Source organism: Xenorhabdus sp. PB62.4 (assembly GCF_014467285.1).
Lineage (GTDB): Bacteria > Pseudomonadota > Gammaproteobacteria > Enterobacterales > Enterobacteriaceae > Xenorhabdus.
Genome location: NZ_NKHR01000021.1, coordinates 19,929 through 38,378 on the forward strand (window position 1 = coordinate 19,929; position 18,450 = coordinate 38,378).

General features: G+C 41.7%; 17 protein-coding genes. 12 read left to right on the plus strand and 5 right to left on the minus strand.

Features of this window, described 5'->3' with window-relative positions; genetic code table 11:
* Positions 1-100 precede the first annotated feature (100 nt).
* Positions 101-652: a glycine cleavage system transcriptional repressor gene (locus tag Xenpb_RS15305; RefSeq protein WP_187655116.1), complete on the plus strand. Its 552-nt coding sequence runs from the start codon at positions 101-103 to the stop codon at positions 650-652.
* A 249-nt stretch (positions 653-901) separates the two neighbouring features.
* Here Xenpb_RS15305 and Xenpb_RS15310 read toward each other — a convergent pair whose 3' ends face one another.
* Positions 902-1,084 (minus strand): hypothetical protein, encoded by a 183-nt coding sequence (locus tag Xenpb_RS15310; RefSeq protein ID WP_222943004.1) that lies wholly within the window; start codon positions 1,082-1,084, stop codon positions 902-904.
* 143 nt (positions 1,085-1,227) lie between these two features.
* On the opposite strand from Xenpb_RS15310, the gene bcp reads away from it, so the two are divergent.
* On the plus strand, positions 1,228-1,701 hold the full coding sequence (gene bcp / locus Xenpb_RS15315) for a thioredoxin-dependent thiol peroxidase (RefSeq protein WP_187655118.1): 474 nt from the start codon (positions 1,228-1,230) through the stop codon (positions 1,699-1,701).
* A gap of 385 nt (positions 1,702-2,086) precedes the next feature.
* Here the strand turns inward: bcp and Xenpb_RS15320 are convergent, their stop codons facing one another.
* The gene (locus Xenpb_RS15320) at positions 2,087-3,151 is read right to left on the minus strand and encodes an AI-2E family transporter (protein WP_187655119.1); all 1,065 of its coding nucleotides are present in this window, start codon (positions 3,149-3,151) and stop codon (positions 2,087-2,089) included.
* Between the two features lie 217 nt (positions 3,152-3,368).
* On the opposite strand from Xenpb_RS15320, the gene Xenpb_RS15325 reads away from it, so the two are divergent.
* Together Xenpb_RS15325 and arsC are read left to right on the plus strand one after the other, a co-directional pair.
* Positions 3,369-4,832, plus strand: coding sequence for a M48 family metallopeptidase (locus Xenpb_RS15325; protein WP_187655120.1), 1,464 nt, complete (start codon positions 3,369-3,371; stop codon positions 4,830-4,832).
* 11 nt (positions 4,833-4,843) lie between these two features.
* The gene (gene arsC, locus Xenpb_RS15330) at positions 4,844-5,200 is read left to right on the plus strand and encodes an arsenate reductase (glutaredoxin) (protein ID WP_187655121.1); all 357 of its coding nucleotides are present in this window, start codon (positions 4,844-4,846) and stop codon (positions 5,198-5,200) included.
* Positions 5,201-5,322: 122 nt separating this feature from the next.
* Here the strand turns inward: arsC and hda are convergent, their stop codons facing one another.
* A complete protein-coding gene (gene hda, locus Xenpb_RS15335) occupies positions 5,323-6,030 on the minus strand; it encodes a DnaA inactivator Hda (protein ID WP_047963722.1) in 708 nt (235 codons plus the stop codon).
* Positions 6,031-6,416: 386 nt separating this feature from the next.
* Between hda and Xenpb_RS15340 the strand changes: the two genes are divergently transcribed.
* On the plus strand, positions 6,417-7,277 hold the full coding sequence (locus Xenpb_RS15340; RefSeq protein WP_187655122.1) for a hypothetical protein: 861 nt from the start codon (positions 6,417-6,419) through the stop codon (positions 7,275-7,277).
* Positions 7,278-7,391: 114 nt separating this feature from the next.
* Here the strand turns inward: Xenpb_RS15340 and uraA are convergent, their stop codons facing one another.
* Entirely contained in the window at positions 7,392-8,702 is a 1,311-nt protein-coding gene (gene uraA / locus Xenpb_RS15345; RefSeq protein ID WP_187655123.1) for a uracil permease, read from the minus strand.
* A gap of 68 nt (positions 8,703-8,770) precedes the next feature.
* Entirely contained in the window at positions 8,771-9,397 is a 627-nt protein-coding gene (gene upp, locus Xenpb_RS15350; protein WP_187655124.1) for a uracil phosphoribosyltransferase, read from the minus strand.
* Between the two features lie 225 nt (positions 9,398-9,622).
* Here upp and purM point away from each other — a divergent pair, with 225 nt between their 5' ends.
* From purM to mgtE, 7 genes are all read left to right on the plus strand, one after another.
* Positions 9,623-10,666 carry a phosphoribosylformylglycinamidine cyclo-ligase gene (purM, locus tag Xenpb_RS15355; protein ID WP_187655125.1) on the plus strand — a complete coding sequence of 348 codons (1,044 nt, stop codon included), beginning with the start codon at positions 9,623-9,625 and terminating at the stop codon, positions 10,664-10,666.
* Between the two features lie 112 nt (positions 10,667-10,778).
* Positions 10,779-11,417 (plus strand): phosphoribosylglycinamide formyltransferase, encoded by a 639-nt coding sequence (gene purN, locus Xenpb_RS15360; RefSeq protein WP_187655126.1) that lies wholly within the window; start codon positions 10,779-10,781, stop codon positions 11,415-11,417.
* A gap of 358 nt (positions 11,418-11,775) precedes the next feature.
* Positions 11,776-12,339, plus strand: coding sequence for a spermidine N1-acetyltransferase (speG, locus tag Xenpb_RS15365; protein WP_187655127.1), 564 nt, complete (start codon positions 11,776-11,778; stop codon positions 12,337-12,339).
* 58 nt (positions 12,340-12,397) lie between these two features.
* Positions 12,398-14,467 (plus strand): polyphosphate kinase 1, encoded by a 2,070-nt coding sequence (gene ppk1 / locus Xenpb_RS15370; RefSeq protein ID WP_187655128.1) that lies wholly within the window; start codon positions 12,398-12,400, stop codon positions 14,465-14,467.
* Between the two features lie 3 nt (positions 14,468-14,470).
* Complete coding sequence (gene ppx / locus Xenpb_RS15375; protein WP_187655129.1) at positions 14,471-16,003, plus strand: exopolyphosphatase; 1,533 nt, start codon at positions 14,471-14,473, stop codon at positions 16,001-16,003.
* Positions 16,004-16,014: 11 nt separating this feature from the next.
* Entirely contained in the window at positions 16,015-16,185 is a 171-nt protein-coding gene (locus Xenpb_RS20080) for a YfgG family protein (RefSeq protein ID WP_072061385.1), read from the plus strand.
* A 99-nt stretch (positions 16,186-16,284) separates the two neighbouring features.
* Entirely contained in the window at positions 16,285-17,748 is a 1,464-nt protein-coding gene (gene mgtE, locus Xenpb_RS15380) for a magnesium transporter (RefSeq protein ID WP_187655130.1), read from the plus strand.
* Positions 17,749-18,450 lie beyond the last annotated feature (702 nt).

An 18,450-nucleotide genomic window follows, 5' to 3' on the forward strand; every position in this document is an offset into this window, starting at 1 on the left:
TCGCGTTTCCTCAATAAATACGATTGACCTTCTCTTGATCATTTTTTATGTTTAGACAACAACACAGCAGACACCTATTACAATTAAAAGGAAAATCGCTTTGCCAACATCAGAACAACATTTTTTAGTGATCACAGCTTTGGGTTCGGATCGTCCCGGCATTGTCAATACTATCACCCGTCTTGTCAGTACATGCGGTTGTAATATTGAAGATAGCCGTCTGGCAATGTTTGGCGAAGAATTTACTTTTATCATGTTGCTGTCTGGTAGCTGGAACGCCATTGCCTTGATCGAGTCAACTTTGCCACAGAAAGGCGCAGAGCTTGAATTATTGATTGTGATGAAACGTACCCGATGTGGTGTCCAGACCAAATTTCCTTCCACTATTACTGTCAAAGTGGATATTGATGATTCACCAGGCATTGTTGAACGTTTTACCAGTCTGTTTACCGCTCAAAATCTTAATATCGCTGAACTGGTATCAAAAACCCATCCCGCTGAAGGAAATAACTCTGCCCGCTTGGAAATTCAAATTACAGGTCATCATCCATTGAGTGACAATGGTACGATATTTAAAGAAACTTTTTATCAACTATGTAAAGAATTAAATGCACGAGGCACTGTTAACGTGCAAAATCATTTGAAAGATTAAATAATTGAGGGATCCCCCGTTAAATACATATAGCTTGCGAAAAAAACCTGATTAACTTCCCTTGTATCCTCGCCCACATTGGGCGTAGGTTTACGGGGCACTTGCTAATATGCCAGTCACCGACTTAGCGATTAGCAACACCTCCAATTGAAATGTTCTGCTCACAAAAAACCTGCACATACCCATTATTCACTCTGACCGAAAATAAACGCACAGAATAAGCCGCATCTTCCTGACAAAAGCCATCACTTAACATTCTTTAGCTATCCCTCCCACCGCTATCAGGCTATCCGGCGTGATCTCTTCAACGATCACTCCCCTCAGCGCAGCCCCTTTACGGATACGCTTAACTATCTTAGGATGGCGAAAACTATCCTTATCGGATTTGATCAGCATTTTCTTGGCATTTTTCGTTACTGTGTAGAATATCATTAGGCAAGGAGAAAAACCTTTAAATTCATATAATTAATTAAAACATAACGACAATTAATGTATATACATATTGACACAAGAAGATATAGCAGTATTAGTGTATAAACTTATTTAAATCAAAACGATTAAACGGAGAATGCGTAATGAGTCCATTGAAAGCCGGTGATAAGGCCCCTCAATTCAGCCTTCCTGACCAAGATGGCGAAACCATTAATTTATCTGACTTCAAAGGTCAGCGTGTTTTAGTTTATTTTTATCCCAAAGCAATGACTCCGGGTTGCACCGTTCAAGCATGTGGTTTGCGTGACACGATGGATGAACTGAAAAATATCCATGTTGAAGTGCTAGGGATCAGCACAGATGCACCTGAAAAATTATCTCGCTTTGCAGAAAAAGAGATGCTGAATTTCACGCTACTTTCTGATGTTGATCATCAGGTTGCTGAGCAATTTGGTGTTTGGGGTGAAAAGCAGTTCATGGGAAAAATCTATGATGGCATTCACCGCATCAGTTTCTTGATTGATCCACAAGGCAGTATTGAACACGTTTTTGATAAATTCAAGACCAGTGATCATCATCAAATTGTACTCGATCACCTGAAACAGCATTCATCGTGAATCAGTTATACCCAATGGTATAGATAGTATCATTTCCTCCCGTTGCCAGATTAGGTAACGGGAGGAAATAAATATTAACTCCGACACCGACATTAGTAGATCTATCGGATAATAAGTGCACCAATACTGCCACAACCAATGAAGTCAACATGTAAGGGCAGGAACATAAATACGCTCTAACAAGCGTCCAAGCCAGTACCCTCCTACCGCAATTATCGATAACCAACCCATGACACTAAATATATGGAAATTAATCGCATAAAAATATGACACGCTTTCTGTGACAGATCGGTTAGCAACCCGGAATCGGTACGCAATGATCACAGCAGCAATTGCCCCACCCTTTTCTCCCATTTTCAATATTGGCTATTGATTTTTCTTATCGTTACTCTTGTTCTTCAATTTTTTCTTCCGGCCAGACATTAATGACAGCCTTAATTAGCGTAGCCAGTGGAATAGCAAAGAAAACGCCCCAGAATCCCCATAACCCACCAAAAATAATGACAGAAAGAATAATGACAAGAGGATGTAGATTGACTGCTTCCGAAAATAAAATTGGCACAAGGAGATTTCCATCTAACCCCTGTACAACCAAATAGGCAATAAACAGAGTCCAGAAATCAGTTCCAAGCCCCCATTGAAACAGAGCCACGACAATAACCGGAATAGTCACAATTACCGTACCAATATAAGGAATGAGTACAGACAAACCAACCAGGACTGCAAGCAACAAAGAATAATTCAATCCAAAGAAGGCAAATACTGCGTATGTACAGATGGTTAATATAACCATTTCCGTGACTTTACCACGGATATAGTTAGTAATCTGTTGGTTCATTTCATGCCATACTTTTCCTGCTAAACCGCGATCACGCGGCAGTACTCGCTGTAATGCTACCACCATTTGATTTTTGTCTTTCAACAGGAAAAACACCATTAAGGGGACGAGGATCAGATAAATCGCGAGTGTCAACAAACCAATCAAAGATGCCACTGAAAACTTAAAAACAGATTCACCCGCCAGAGAAAGTTTGCTACGTAAATTATCAGCAATCATTTCAATAATACCTGCATCGACTAATGCCGGATAACGGGAAGGCAAAGTATGGGCATACTCATTGAAACGATTTAACATATTGGGCAAATCAGAAAACAAATTTAATCCCTGTTGCCAGACAGCAGGCGCAATAATCAAGATAACCAATGCGCTGATTCCCATAAAAACAGTTAATACAATGGAAACGGAAAGCGCTCGACCACATCCCAGCTTTTCTAATTTCACCGTTGGCCATTCCAGTAAATAAGCCAAAACAATGGCGGCAAGGACAGGTGCCAGAATTCCATTAAAGAAATAAATAATCCCAAACCCGGCCAGCAAAATAATTGATAACGCCACCACCTGTGGATCAGTGAAGCGGCGGTGATACCATTGCATAATCATTTCCAGCATAAATACGACTCCTTGATAACGACACTCAATAACTATTTTTCATTAAAAATTATTACGATTAACGGATTTTCAGGTACCTTTTGCTATCATACACATATCCATGAAATTGGTAGCTAGTTAGAACGCATGTTTTATGGGAATTGCTTTATGGGAATTGCTTTATGGGAATTGTTTTATAGGAGTTATCTTATGGGAACTGTCTTATGAGAATCGCTTTATGAAAAAAATACCGAAAAAATCCCTGATAGCCATCGTTGCAAGCCTGTTATTATTGGGCAATACCTCTGTATTCTCCGCACCGGCTGAAGATTCACTACCTGACATCGGTACTACCGCAGGAGCAACCCTCAGCATCAATCAAGAATTGGCAATGGGTGATTTATACATACGTTCAATACGAGCTCAGGTTCCTTTGATTTATGATCCGTTGCTGACACAGTACATAAATAGACTAGGCCAAAGATTAGTTCACCACGCAGACTCCGTAAAAACACCTTTCCATTTCTATCTGGTCGAAAATTCCAATATTAATGCTTACGCATTTTTCGGTGGTCATGTTGTTCTTCACTCAGCGTTGTTCCGCCATAGCCGAAATGAGAGTGAGCTGGCCTCTGTCATGGCTCATGAAATCTCCCATATTACACAACGACATCTGGCGCGTCTGATGGAAGATCAACAGCGCAAAGGTCCCCTGGCCTGGGCTGGTATCCTTGGTTCTATTCTGCTGATGATGGCTAATCCAAATGCAGGCATAGCTGCACTCAGCGGTACATTTGCAGGTTTTCAGCAAAATATGATCAGTTTTACCCAGTCAAATGAGCAAGAAGCTGATCGCATTGGAATACGCATTCTCAGCCGTGCAGGATTTGATCAACATGGAATGCCTAACTTTATGCAGATTCTGGTAGATCAATCCCGCTACAGCTCCAAACTGCCTGAAATACTCTATACTCACCCATTACCTGACAGTCGGTTGGCTGACGCTCGTAATAGGGCAAATCAATACCCGACTAAAACCGTTCCTGAATCTCAAGACTTTCTGTTCGCCCGTGTTCGTCTTTTGACAATGTATTCAAACGAAAAGCCTTCTAACATTAATCAATTGTTGAACAAATATAGCCAAGGGGCAGCTAAAGAGCAGCTCGCTGCTGCCTATGGGCGTGCTATTTTGCTTTCTGAAGATAAAAAGTATGCTGCTGCTAAAGCGATCCTGTCTCCACTTCTGGATAAACATCCGGACAATGTTTGGTTCATTGATACAATGACTGACATCGATATCAATCAAAAACACTACGCCAGCGCTATTACCCGATTGCAGGATGCGCTCAAGAAACAGAAAAACAATCCTATACTGCAAATCAATCTCGCAAACACCTACTTTAACGCAGAGCAATACTCACAGGCATCACAACTTCTGTTTCGTTATACCTTCAATAACCCTGACGATCTCAACGGTTGGGATTTATTGAGAAAAACCGCAGGAAAGCAGGGAAAAAATGATGAAGAACTCGCCGCTTATGCGGAATTTATGGCATTACAGGGGAAATTTGACTTGGCTATCGATTATCTGAGCAAAGCCAGTAAGCTAGCAAAATTGGGCAGTTATGCTCAGGCACGGTATGATGCCCGTATTGATCAATTGCGCCAACTGCAACAAAGTTATAGCCAATATACAAAATGAGGGATTTTTCTATGCAACAAGTGACTTTTTATCACAATCCCCGCTGCTCAAAGAGCCGTGAGACACTTAAGCTGGTTGAAGAACTCGGTATTACACCGGCAATCATCCACTATCTCGATACACCACCAACAGCGGAGCAATTGACCGTACTATTGAAGCAACTTGGCTTCAAAGATGCCCGCCAGTTAATGAGAACTAAAGAAGAACGCTATAAGGAACTTAACCTCGGTGATGATTCACTATCGCAAAAAGCGTTGATCCAAGCGATGGCTGAAAACCCAAAACTGATAGAGCGCCCGATTGTTGTTGTCGGCGATAAAGCGCGCTTAGGGCGGCCACCAGAGCAAGTTAAAGAGATTCTGTCCTGATTAATTCTCAGAAACTCCGAACAAAAAAGTGATAGGAACATGTTCACTATCACTTTTAAATTCGGATCACTTTTACATTCTGAACTCGTTTACTTGCCGCTCTGTCAACTCAAAACATCAACTCAAAGCTCAAGAATATCTTTTACAAACGGGATCGTCAGCTTACGTTGTGCCACGATAGAAGCGCGATCAAGCTCATCCAAGGTCTTAAACAGTGTTTGCATTTCCCTGTCGAGCCGTTTCAACACAAAGCGCCCGACATCCTCCGGTAATTCAAAACCCCGTAATTTAGCCCGTAACTGCAATGCCTGAATTTTCTCATCATCAGACAGAGGCTGTAATTTGTAAATTTGGCCCCAATCCAGACGAGATGCCAGATCCGGTAACGTCAGGTTAATCTGCCTTGGAGGACGATCGCCTGTGATCAAAAGGCAAGTCCGGCCAATCTCCACAATTCGATTGTAAAGATTGAAAATAGCCATCTCCCATTCCTGATCACCGGCAATGCACTCAATATTGTCGATGCACACCAATGATAAATGTTCCATACCATCAAGGACTTCAGGAACAAAATAGGCGCGTTTATCCAGTGGTACATATCCTACAGCTTCTTCCTGTTGGGACAATTCGGCACAGGCAGCATGAAGCAAATGACTCTTGCCCCCGCCATCGCGGGACCAAAAATAGATATAGCTGCCATGTGACTGACTAATGGCCAATTTTATTGCAGCTAATAAGGAAGTATTCTCACCTGCAAAGAAACTGGCAAACGTTTCATCATCTGGCAAATATAATGGCAATGAAAGCTGCGACGGTGTATTCAGAAGCACCTCAAACAGAATGGATAACGAACAGCGCTAAGTCTACCACAAAAAGTCCCTATAAATGAAACGAATGCTTTGTTTAAAACAGGGGGTTATTGTCGAGGTTAGTCGAGCGATGAAATGGATAGTTTACAACCAACAGGATGGCAAAAATTTATTTTTTAATATTGGTATTCCGGTAACCAGAAGATTAGTATCAGAACATGCTCCAGAACAAAATCCTTATAACAGGACGCCTATAATAAATCCATTTTTCCGGTTGACCAGAGATACTCTTTACTAACATAAATTTTATTTCATATCTGACAAACAGATATTCTAATGTAAAAATACAATACGGCGAATTTTAACGCACTTATCTTAAATTTTTATTATCCGAGGTTCATATGTTAATGGAAAATATATTACGTGATGTGATACTAAGAACAAAAAATACTTTTATGGGAGGATCTGCCAATAAATTTAATTTTGAAACGAGAAACCTTGATAAGGTAGATAATCAAGGAGATCCTATATCACTTAAACTGCAACATCTTATTTCCAGTCAATTAAATAAACTTAGTAAAACACGTTTTAACGATATCAGAGATTCACGACTTCCTCATCTATATCAATATATTAATGAAAGCAAATTCAAAATGAACTTGGTTGGAAATTGTAGTGAACATTGTACTTATGCCTTTCATTATTTAATGAAATGGCATTCATTTGCAATTTTCAATCTTTACAAGGCCATCGATCCCGATCCAGAAAAGAATATATATATCGTCATATATGAAACTACACTTCCTAAGGATCACTCTTTTATCACGATAAGTCATTTAAAAAGTGATGTTTTTTTAGCTATCAGAAAAGGGCTATTTTCACACATCCTGCCGGATTCATGGATATGTGATCCTTGGGCAGAAATTGTCTGTAAAGGAAAAGATTATCCTCTTCAATGGAAGCGTAAAATGAAACAATGGAAAAATGAAAGTGTTTTCGTAGCAACAGAAAGTTCTAAAAATTACGCCAATGCCGCAACAAATAAATATGATGGATTTTTTTCCCCTACGAGACCAGAAGTTTACAATATGATTTTGCCATATGATAAATTTAAACCAGCATATATAGCTTTTATTGATGGAAAAGGGAATATTAATACACTAAATAAATTAAGGAATGATTTATGTAAGGTCCCATATGACATCAGTGAAATAGAAAAAAAAGAACTTCTTGATATGGGTTTTCCTGATATAGATAAGACACGATAAATATTAATAATGGTAATGGAAATGTAACAGAAAGAGATTACCAAAATAACATTAGAAAAAGATTAAAAAGGGCTTTTTACAAAGCCCTCATTTTATTAATTTATATTATATTATTTATTCTACTGCATCACATTTTCTATCATTTTTAATCGATTTTACAGAAGAATTAATATATTGCTCTTCTGGACGAATAATGCTGATCAGTTTGAAAAGCAGGCTCAGGCCAATACCGACGACAGTTGCAAGCGCCATCCCTTTCAATTCCGCTGTACCTATCTGAATCTTCGCCCCGCTGACACCAATAATCAAAATAATGGAAGTCAGGATCAAATTCTGTGCTTTACTGTAATCAACTTTAGAATCAATCAAAACTCGAATACCTGATGCACCAATGACACCGTATAGCAACAAAGAAACACCGCCCATAACGGGAACAGGGATCATTTGGATCGCCGCGGCTAATTTACCGACGCAAGAAAGCAATATCGCCAACACCGCAGCCCCCCCAATCACCCATGTACTATAAACACGAGTCAATGCCATAACACCGATATTCTCACCATAAGTCGTGTTAGGCGTTGAACCGAAGAAACCCGAAATCATCGTTGAAAAACCATTCGCAAACATTGAGCGATGCAAACCCGGATTTTTCAGCAAATCTTTTTGTACGATATTAGCCGTCACCACCAAATGCCCGACATGTTCCGCGATCACCACCAACGCCGCCGGTAAAATCGTCATGATGGCAAACCATTCAAAACGAGGTGTATAGAAAGTTGGCAATGCAAACCATGGGGCTTCACGTACTGGCGTTAAATCTACAACGCCCATAAAGAATGACAGCCCATAACCCACCAGCACACCAATCAGAATCGGAATAATCGCCATAAAACCACGGAATACGACAGATCCTAAAATGGTTACAGCCAGCGTTACCATAGATATGGTCAAATTGGTCATATTAACTTCCGAACCTGGCGCTGGACGCAAACCCGCCATATCCGCAGCAACACCAGCCAATTCCAGGCCGATTACCGCAACAATAGCGCCCATCGCGGCAGGTGGAAACATCACGTTGATCCAACCTCTTCCTGCTACCTTAACAATCAGGGCAACCAGACAGAACAACAAGCCGCAGACAATAAATCCCCCCAATGCCAATTCATATCCTAAAGGCAGCAGCAACAACACAGGCGAAATAAAGGCAAAACTTGAACCTAAATAAGCGGGAATTCTCCCTTTACAAATCACCAAATAGAGTAATGTTCCAATACCATTGAACAATAAAATCGTGGCGGGATTAACTTTAAACAAAATGGGAACCAAAACGGTTGCCCCAAACATAGCAAACAGATGTTGTAAACTTAATGGGATAGTCTGTGCCAAAGGCGGTCTTTCGTCTACCCCAATAGTCCGACGGGTCATGTTTAATATCCTCTTATCTCACCTTGCTAGAAACCAAAAAAAGCCGACTTTTCAGTCGGCTAAAAATGTTATTTAGTACCAAATATTTTATCGCCTGCATCCCCCAGGCCAGGAACAATGTACCCATGTTCATTGAGGCGTTCATCAATTGAAGCAGTGTAAAGTTCAACATCCGGGTGAGCTTTTTCCAGTGCAGCGACACCTTCTGGAGCAGCTACCAGAACCAATACCTTAATGACAGGGCATCCTGCTTTTTTCAACAGATCAATCGTGGCGATCATGGAACCGCCGGTTGCCAACATTGGATCAACAACCAATGCCATGCGCTCATTAATGTCAGAAACCAATTTCTGGAAGTAAGGCACAGGTTCGAGTGTTTTTTCGTCACGATACACCCCGACAACGCTGATTCGCGCGCTCGGAATATTTTCCAGTACACCATCCATCATGCCCAATCCCGCACGCAGGATAGGTACTACCGTAATCTTCTTCCCTTTAATCTGGTCTATTTCTACCGGACCGCACCATCCATCAATGGTTACTTTCTCAACTTCTAAATCAGCAGTTGCTTCATATGTCAGAAGACTACCCACCTCTGAGGCCAGTTCACGAAAGCGTTTAGTGCTTATATCATGATCTCGCATCAGGCCAAGTTTATGTCTAACCAGTGGGTGTTTAACCTCAACGATCTTCATGGGTTTCTCCTAATATAGCCGGCAGATAAAAAATCGCGGGATTATACCGCCTTTTCAGCAGCACGCCACTATCAATCTATTGATTTTTATCAACCACAACTATTTTTCTTTAATTTTCATTTAGCAGGAATCTTGTATAAAGCTATCGCAAACGTTTGCTTAGGCTGTTAGAATTGCTGCCGTTATGTTTTATTCATAAAAATGCAACCATCTGGGAGCTACGCAGTGACCAACAAAACCTCTCTTAGCTATAAAGATGCCGGTGTCGATATTGATGCTGGCAATGCCTTAGTCAATCGTATCAAAGGTGTCGTAAAACAGACCCGTCGCCCTGAAGTAATGGGGGGATTGGGCGGTTTCGGTGCATTATGTGCCCTGCCTCAGAAATATCGTGAGCCGGTGTTGGTTTCCGGTACAGATGGTGTTGGTACCAAGCTGCGCCTTGCCATGGATCTGAAACGCCATGATACCATCGGGATTGATCTGGTCGCCATGTGTGTCAATGATCTGGTTGTTCAGGGAGCAGAGCCTCTTTTCTTCCTTGATTACTATGCTACAGGTAAATTGGATGTGGATACCGCAGCCAGTGTTATTACAGGCATAGCCGAAGGCTGCAAACAGGCAGGCTGTGCGCTGGTTGGTGGTGAAACAGCAGAAATGCCTGGTATGTATCACGGTGAAGATTATGACGTCGCTGGTTTTTGCGTCGGCGTCGTTGAAAAAGCAGAGATTATTGATGGCAGTCAGGTTCAGGTTGGTGATGCACTGATTGCGCTGGCATCCAGTGGCCCACATTCTAACGGCTATTCTTTAATCCGTAAAATACTCGAAGTCAGTCAGGCAAACCCTGAAATAACTGAGCTTGACGGAAAATCACTCGCAGATCATCTGCTTGCCCCAACGCAAATTTATGTTAAATCAATCCTTGAATTGATTGAAAAAGTTGACGTTCATGCAATTGCACACCTGACAGGGGGTGGTTTTTGGGAGAATATTCCTCGCGTCCTGCCAGAAAATATGCAAGCCAAAATCAATGCCGGCAGTTGGCAGTGGCCATCAATTTTCACGTGGCTACAGCAAGCCGGCAATGTCAGCGAACATGAAATGTACCGCACGTTTAACTGCGGGGTAGGTATGATAATTGCGTTGCCTCAATCTCAGGCAGAACAGGCCATTTCATATCTGAAAGCATCCGGTGAAAATGCCTGGCAAATTGGTACAATTTCCGAACTCAACGCTGATGATCAACCAGTTGTTATCAATAAATAAATTATAAAGAAACAAATATTGTTCCCAATAAATTGCAAGTTGCAGTCAATAAAACTGCAACTTGCAAGATAAAGGGTATATCAGTCAATGAAATCTTCAGCTAAGAGAAACCATGAAAAAAATTGTCGTTTTAGTATCCGGCAATGGTAGCAATCTTCAATCCATCATAGATTCCTGCCAACAAAACCGGATTAATGGGAGTATTTCTGCCGTCTTCAGTAATAATGCTGATGCCTATGGTTTGAAACGGGCTGAACAGGCCAATATTCCAGCCCATTTTATTGACCCAAAAGGATATACTGATCGCACCAGTTATGATGTTGCTCTGCTCAAGGCTATCGATCAATATCAGCCGGATTTAGTTGTTTTGGCAGGTTATATGAGAATTTTATCGCCCGATTTCGTCCGGCATTATTATGGACGCCTGCTCAATATTCACCCTTCCCTATTACCAAAATATCCCGGCCTGCATACTCACCAGAAAGCCATTGCAAATGGTGATAAAGAACATGGCACTTCCATCCATTTTGTTACAGAAGAGCTGGATGGCGGACCAATCATTCTACAAGCTAAAGTACCTATTTTTGATGGAGATAAGGAAGAAGACGTTATCGGACGCGTCCAGACCCAAGAACATAATATTTATCCTCTGGTCATTGGTTGGTTCCTGAATGGTCGTTTAGCTATGGAAAGAAATACAGCGGTAATGGATGGCAAAGTTTTACCGCCACAAGGTTATGCCTCAGAATAATTAGCCCGTGACTTACAGCTCAGTGTTAATACTCACTTTGGTTAATATACTGTAATTAAGATAATACTTTGCTGTAAGTTGCTGTTTCGGATTGGTTTCTATTTCTATGCCTCTATCCCTTTATACTTCTATTATACTTCCATGCCTAAAGAATCTGGTTGTCTATCCAACTAAAAATATTAACCCGACAATAATTATTTATCTTGTAATAATTATTTATTCGAACATTATTAGCTATATTTGTACCCGATAGATTTCACCTTGCAATGCGACGACCGTTTGAAGAAAGTTGAGGGGTATAGAATGAATTTATACAATTCGCAAGGCATACAATCCGCAAGAAGCACTGAGGTATCCAATGTCCAGTGATCCAGAAAGACCATCCGTAAATTTGCGCCCCCTTGAGCGGGAAGACCTCCCTTTTGTTCATCAAATTGATAATAATGCCAGTGTCATGCGCTATTGGTTTGAAGAGCCTTATGAAGCCTTTGTTGAATTATGCGATCTTTATGACAAGCACATTCATGACCAAAGTGAACGCCGTTTTATTATCGAAAGCATGAACTCCAAAGTCGGGTTAGTCGAATTAGTCGAAATTGATTATGTCCACCGTCGCTCAGAATTCCAGATTATCATTGCCCCGGCCTACCAAGGGCAAGGCTATGCTGCCGTTGCTGCCAAACTTGCGATGGAGTACGCTTTTGCTGTCTTGAATCTTTACAAGCTGTACTTAATTGTTGATAAAGAAAATTCGAAGGCAATTCACATATACAATAAATTGGGATTCTACACCGAAGGCGAATTAATCGATGAATTTTTTGTGAATGGCTCTTATCATACAGCCATTAGGATGTGTACATTCCAACACCACTATTTTGCCAATAAAACCTGTGAAGCCCAGACCGATATTTTAGTCGGTTAAACACTTAGCCGGTTGAACGCTGACCATTAGATTAAATGGAAAACCAAATGGAGTAGTAATGTCCCACGATCGTCTCTATACCGAAAAAGAACTGAGCTGGCTCTCTTTCAACGAACGTGTACTTCAGGAAGCGGCAGATAAAAGTAACCCGCTGATCGAAAGAATGAGGTTCTTAGGGATCTACTCCAATAACCTGGATGAGTTTTATAAAGTTCGTTTTGCTGACGTAAAACGGCGAATTCTTATCAGTGAGGAACGGGGTTCAGCCACCAGCGCCCGCCAATTGTTGAAAAAAATTGAGGCCAAAGTCGCCAAAATCGATCAAGAGTTCGATGAACTCTATAACGAGCTGCTACTGGAAATGGCTCGCAACCAGATTTTTTTGATCAATGAACGGCAAATATCGCCGAATCAACAAATCTGGCTACGGCAATATTTTCGGCAACATTTGCGCCCACACATTACGCCCATTGTCATCAATCCCGAAACTAATCTGGTTGAGTTTCTCAAAGATGACTATACCTATTTGGCCGTTGAAATTATCCGTGGTCAAGAAACGCAATATGCCCTGCTGGAAATTCCATCGGATAAAGTCCCTCGTTTCGTTAACCTCCCTCCCGAAATGCCACGCAGACGCAAGTCAATGATATTACTTGATAATATTCTGCGTTACACGCTGGATGAAATTTTCAAAGGGTTCTTCGATTATGATACTTTGAATGTCTATTCCATGAAAATGACTCGTGATTCCGAATATGATTTGGCAACAGAAATGGAATCCAGCCTTCTGGAATTGATGTCCTCCACGCTTAAACAGAGGTTGACGGCAGAGCCGGTACGATTTGTTTATCAACGTGATATGCCAGATGAAATGGTGGACTTGCTGCGCAGTAAACTAGGGCTTTCCAATGATGATTCCGTCATTGCAGGCGGACGCTATCATAATTTTAAAGATTTCATTAAATTTCCCAATGAAGGAAACCGCAGTTTACTAAACAAACCCATGCCACGGCTGCGCCATACCTGGTTCGACCATTTCCGCAACGGATTCGATGCTATTCGCGAAAAAGATGTTCTGCTCTATTATCCTTACCACACGTTTGAACATGTACTGGAATTACTGCGGCAGGCTTCTTTCGATCCCAGCGTGATCTCTATCAAGATTAATATCTACCGTGTTGCAAAAGACTCACGCATTATCGACTCCATGATCCACGCGGCACATAACGGCAAGAAAGTCACTGTCGTAGTGGAGCTACAGGCACGTTTTGATGAAGAAGCCAACATTCATTGGGCAAAACGCCTGACCGAAGCTGGCGTCCATGTTATTTTTTCCGCCCCTGGCCTGAAAATTCACGCCAAGCTATTCATCATTTCGCGCCTTGAGGGAAATGAAATTATCCGTTATGCCCATATTGGTACAGGGAATTTCAATGAAAAAACAGCGCGGTTATATACCGATTACTCTCTATTGACCGCAAAACCCGAAGTCACCAATGAAGTTCGTCGGGTATTTAACTTTATTGAAAACCCTTATCGTCCGGTTACATTTGATAATTTGATGGTATCGCCCCAAAACTCACGGGCAACGCTCAACCGATTAATTACTCAAGAAATCGAAAATGCCAAAGCGGGTGAAGTGGCCGGCATTACCCTGAAAATCAATAACTTAGTTGACAGGGAACTGGTGGATCGCCTGTATGATGCCTCAGAAGCCGGTGTTAAAGTTCGCATTCTGGTACGTGGCATGTGTTCTTTAGTTCCCAACCAGCCGGGTTTCAGTGAAAATATTCAGGTCACCAGTATTGTCGATCGCTTTCTGGAACACGATCGCGTTTATGTTTTTGCCAATAAAGGTGATGAGAAAATATTTCTCTCCTCTGCTGACTGGATGACACGAAATATCGATTATCGCATTGAAGTGGCAGTTTGCCTGCTGGAACCCATGTTAAAACAACAGGTTCTGGATATCCTCGAATTACAGTTCAGTGATACCGTCAAGGCACGTTATATTGATAAAGAGTTGAGCAACCGCTATGTTCCACGAGGAAATAAGCGTAAAATCCGTGCGCAACTTGCTGTTTATGATTATCTGAAACACCTTGAACAACCGGAACCCAGAGCCTGATTTATGCCGTTGAAACACGACACTCCCACACCCAAACCCCAAGAAATTGCGACTATTGATTTAGGCTCCAACAGCTTTCATATGGTAATTGCCCGTATTGTAAACGGTGCATTACAGGTTATTGGACGTTTAAAGAAGCGGGTTTACCTTGCCGATGGTTTAAACAGCAAAAATGAATTAAGCGAAGAAGCTATCCAGCGTGGTTTGAGCTGCCTTTCTCTGTTTGCCGAACGATTGCAGGGTTTTTCCGCAGATAATGTCTGTTTGGTGGGAACGCATAGTTTACGCGAAGCAACTAACGCACAAGAGTTTTTAAAACGGGCAAAAGAAATTATTCCCTACCCGATTGAAATTATTTCTGGTCATGAAGAAGCCCGCCTGATTTTTATGGGCGTTGAACATACTCAGCCAGAAAAAGGCCGAAAATTAGTGATTGATATTGGTGGTGGCTCCACGGAATTGGTTATCGGTGAAGATTTCGAACCACTTCTGATTGAAAGCCGTCGCATGGGCTGCGTCAGTTTTGCCCGTCAATTCTTTCCTGAGGGTGTAATCAACGAGCATAATTTCCGCAAGGCGCGGCTTCAGGCCGCACAAAAACTGGAAAACCTTGTTTGGCAATTCCGCACAAAAGACTGGGATTTTGCCTTGGGAGCATCGGGAACCATTAAAGCTATCCACGAATTATTGGTGGAACTGGGTGAAAAAGATGGTTTGATTACACCAGAACGCCTTAATATGCTGGTAAAACGGGTTCTGAAACACAAAAATTTCGATTCGCTGGATCTGCCGGGGCTTTCTGATGACCGCAAACAAACTTTTGTTCCCGGCCTTTCAATCTTGTGTGGTATTTTCGACGCCCTGCATATTCAGGAATTGCGTCTATCCCAAGGAGCGCTCAGGGAAGGTGTACTTTACGAAATGGAAGATCGTTTCCGCCATCAAGATATTCGTCAAAGAACCGCCAAAAGTCTTGCTGAACACTACAATATTGACCGGGAACAAGCCGATCGGGTCTGGAACACCGCCAAAAACCTTTATGATCAATGGGTAGAGCAAAATCCTAAGCGGGAGCACCCACAACTGGAGTCTATTCTGCTGTGGGCTGCCATGTTGCACGAAGTCGGTTTAAGTATCAATTTGAGTGGGCTGCAACGGCATTCCGCTTATATCCTGCAAAATACCGATCTACCGGGGTTTAACCAAGAACAGCAATCGTTACTGGCAACACTGGTACGTTATCATCGCAAGGCGATTAAAGTACATGAGCATCCCCGTTTCTATCTGTTCAAGAAAAAACAGTATCTTCCTATGTTGAAGATATTGCGGTTAGCAACCCTGTTGAATAATCAGCGCCAATCGACCACGACACCGGAAACCCTGAGGCTGGAAACTGATCATGGTCATTGGACACTCTATCTGCCAGCCAATTATTTAACGCAAAATGCCCTCATGCAGCTTGATTTAGAGAAAGAGCAAGAGTATTGGAGTGATGTGACAGGCTGGAATTTACACATTAAAGAGGAATCGACTTAACGATACACGTTATGAAGAAGAAAAAGAAAACTGTTCAAATTACAAAATTGATACTGCTTATCAGCTTTCTGATTTTATTTGGGCGTTTTATCTATTCATTCGTTGCAGCTCTGGAGCATTACCAGCAAAAGCAAACAAAACAGCAATCGGTGGAATATCTTAGTAGACCAGAAATAAAGTAGTTACTATGCTAACTTAAAGTCAATGCTCCTGATTATGTTATGGTTATGTTATTGTAACTACCCTGTTTTTTGCCCTATTTTCTGTCTTAAAGGTACATCATGTTACAGCCGGCCTTTACACCTGATAATGCAACCGTTGCCAACCAGCATTCCCAAAAACTGGCACATGTTCGTCAACGCTTACTTTCGTTATTCATTAACGACAAGCTATTTGTCGATAAATTATTGGGCCAGGCTGATGAACATTCAGCCATCAGCGACGAACAGCTACTGGAGAAAATAGAGGAAGTCAGTACCCTGCTGGCAGACCTGCATGCTGCCGACATTGCGGATATTCTGGAAGCTTTACCCTATGATGAGCGTCTTGCTTTGTGGCGTTTGATCGACAATAAGCAGCGCGGTGAAGTTCTGGTTGAAGCCTCTGTCCCGATCTGGGACAACTTGATTAAAGATATGTCTGACGTCAAGCTGCTGCGCGCTATTGGTACACTGCATGTGGATGAGCAAGCTTACATTGCGGAGCATCTGCCGCGTGAAACCACACGCCGCTTACTGACTTATCTGGAACCGAGTCAACGCAACCGCATCCGCGAAGTATTGCAGTACCATAAAGACAGCATCGGCCAGATGATGGATTTTGAGTTCGTAACAGTACGGGGAAGCATTACGCTCAGCACAGTTCAACGCTTTTTACGTTCCAGAGGCTCAATTCCCGAAACTACAGATAAGATCTTCGTTATTGACCGTAAAAACCGCCTTCAAGGGGAGCTTCCTCTCACAACCTTACTGACCAAGGCACCGGACAGATTGGTTTCCGAAGTGATGAATACGGATACCGTGACTTTCTCGCCAGAACAAAAAGGTGAAGATGCCGCCAGTGCGTTCGAACGTTATGACTTAATCTCTGCTGCGGTAGTCGATAATAATGGGCGTTTGATGGGCCGTCTGACCGTTGAAGATATTGTTGATACTTTAAGTGAAGAAACGGATACCAACATCCGCCGCATGGGAGGCCTGAGCCGGGAAGAAGACGTTTTTGCTCCTGTTGGGCAAGCTGTCAAAACTCGCTGGACATGGCTCGCGATAAACCTATGTACAGCTTTTGTCGCTTCACGTGTTATCGGGCTATTCGAACATACTATTTCCCAGCTTGTTGCCCTCGCAACTTTAATGCCTATTGTGGCAGGGATTGGGGGTAACACCGGCAACCAAACCATTACGATGATCGTCCGGGCGCTGGCACTCCATCAAATCCAAACCGGTAGTTTTACTTACCTGTTATTGAGGGAACTTGGCGTTGCTTTAATCAACGGTATTATTTGGGGTGGAATAATGGGTGTTGTCACTTACTTACTCTACAGCGATCTGGCTATGGGTGGTGTGATGACAATGGCAATGATACTGAACCTATTGATGGCCGCCCTGATGGGTGTATTGATTCCATTTATCATGATGAAATTGGGAAGAGATCCTGCAATTGGTTCCAGCGTAATGATTACAGCAATTACCGATACTGGTGGGTTCTTTATCTTTTTGGGATTAGCAACGCTGTTTTTGGTTTAAGTGCTTTCATATATTATTTTACCCAACCCATTACAATTGGGCTTATGTAAAAACGCCGATGATTTAATCGGCGTTTATCTCAATGACTAATATATTCTGTCGCCCCAGACACTATATCCAGAAGTTCCCGCCATATGGTGACGGTAAATAATGTCTTTATATTTAATAGAAATAATTTTTTCTGGTTATATTTCCTTATGGTTAACACTGTGAGGATAGTTCGATGATAACTCAAGAATTGTCGCATCTCGACATTCGATAGAATAATATAATTCCTGTGCTCCAGATTGGGCTGTACGATAAAAGTCAAATTTCAGATTTAATGTTTCATTATCGAAATTGCCATCATTAATAATGGTGATGATTTATCTTGTGGTTTTACAATACAATTGGTCTATGGTTAACATTTTATTCTCTGTGAATCAATGATGTAACTTTAATACAAACATTTCATTTTCCTGACCAGCCTGATATTTATTACCAATGTATAAAGTAAAAAATTAACTCTATGAAAAAAATACAGTTTATTAACTTTTATCCGCAATAGTACAGAATACATAAAATTAACAACCTATCCTGCTATAAGTAAGATCCTGAGTGGCAATCAGATTAGCAGAATATCAATATCGCATTCAGTTGGTACTACACCAGCACACTTGATGAACAAAGTTATGTTAATTAATCGCAAAGAGGAACGCTTAT

Bases quoted from the DNA above. Each gene is read 5' to 3' on its own strand.
- Xenpb_RS15310 (WP_222943004.1), bottom strand. From the start codon at position 1,084: ATGATATTCTACACAGTAACGAAAAATGCCAAGAAAATGCTGATCAAA.
- bcp (WP_187655118.1), top strand. From the start codon at position 1,228: ATGAGTCCATTGAAAGCCGGTGATAAGGCCCCTCAATTCAGCCTTCCT.
- Xenpb_RS15320 (WP_187655119.1), bottom strand. From the start codon at position 3,151: ATGCTGGAAATGATTATGCAATGGTATCACCGCCGCTTCACTGATCCA.
- Xenpb_RS15325 (WP_187655120.1), top strand. From the start codon at position 3,369: ATGAAAAAAATACCGAAAAAATCCCTGATAGCCATCGTTGCAAGCCTG.
- arsC (WP_187655121.1), top strand. From the start codon at position 4,844: ATGCAACAAGTGACTTTTTATCACAATCCCCGCTGCTCAAAGAGCCGT.
- Xenpb_RS15340 (WP_187655122.1), top strand. From the start codon at position 6,417: ATGGAAAATATATTACGTGATGTGATACTAAGAACAAAAAATACTTTT.
- uraA (WP_187655123.1), bottom strand. From the start codon at position 8,702: ATGACCCGTCGGACTATTGGGGTAGACGAAAGACCGCCTTTGGCACAG.
- upp (WP_187655124.1), bottom strand. From the start codon at position 9,397: ATGAAGATCGTTGAGGTTAAACACCCACTGGTTAGACATAAACTTGGC.
- purN (WP_187655126.1), top strand. From the start codon at position 10,779: ATGAAAAAAATTGTCGTTTTAGTATCCGGCAATGGTAGCAATCTTCAA.
- speG (WP_187655127.1), top strand. From the start codon at position 11,776: ATGTCCAGTGATCCAGAAAGACCATCCGTAAATTTGCGCCCCCTTGAG.
- ppk1 (WP_187655128.1), top strand. From the start codon at position 12,398: ATGTCCCACGATCGTCTCTATACCGAAAAAGAACTGAGCTGGCTCTCT.
- ppx (WP_187655129.1), top strand. From the start codon at position 14,471: ATGCCGTTGAAACACGACACTCCCACACCCAAACCCCAAGAAATTGCG.
- Xenpb_RS20080 (WP_072061385.1), top strand. From the start codon at position 16,015: ATGAAGAAGAAAAAGAAAACTGTTCAAATTACAAAATTGATACTGCTT.
- mgtE (WP_187655130.1), top strand. From the start codon at position 16,285: ATGTTACAGCCGGCCTTTACACCTGATAATGCAACCGTTGCCAACCAG.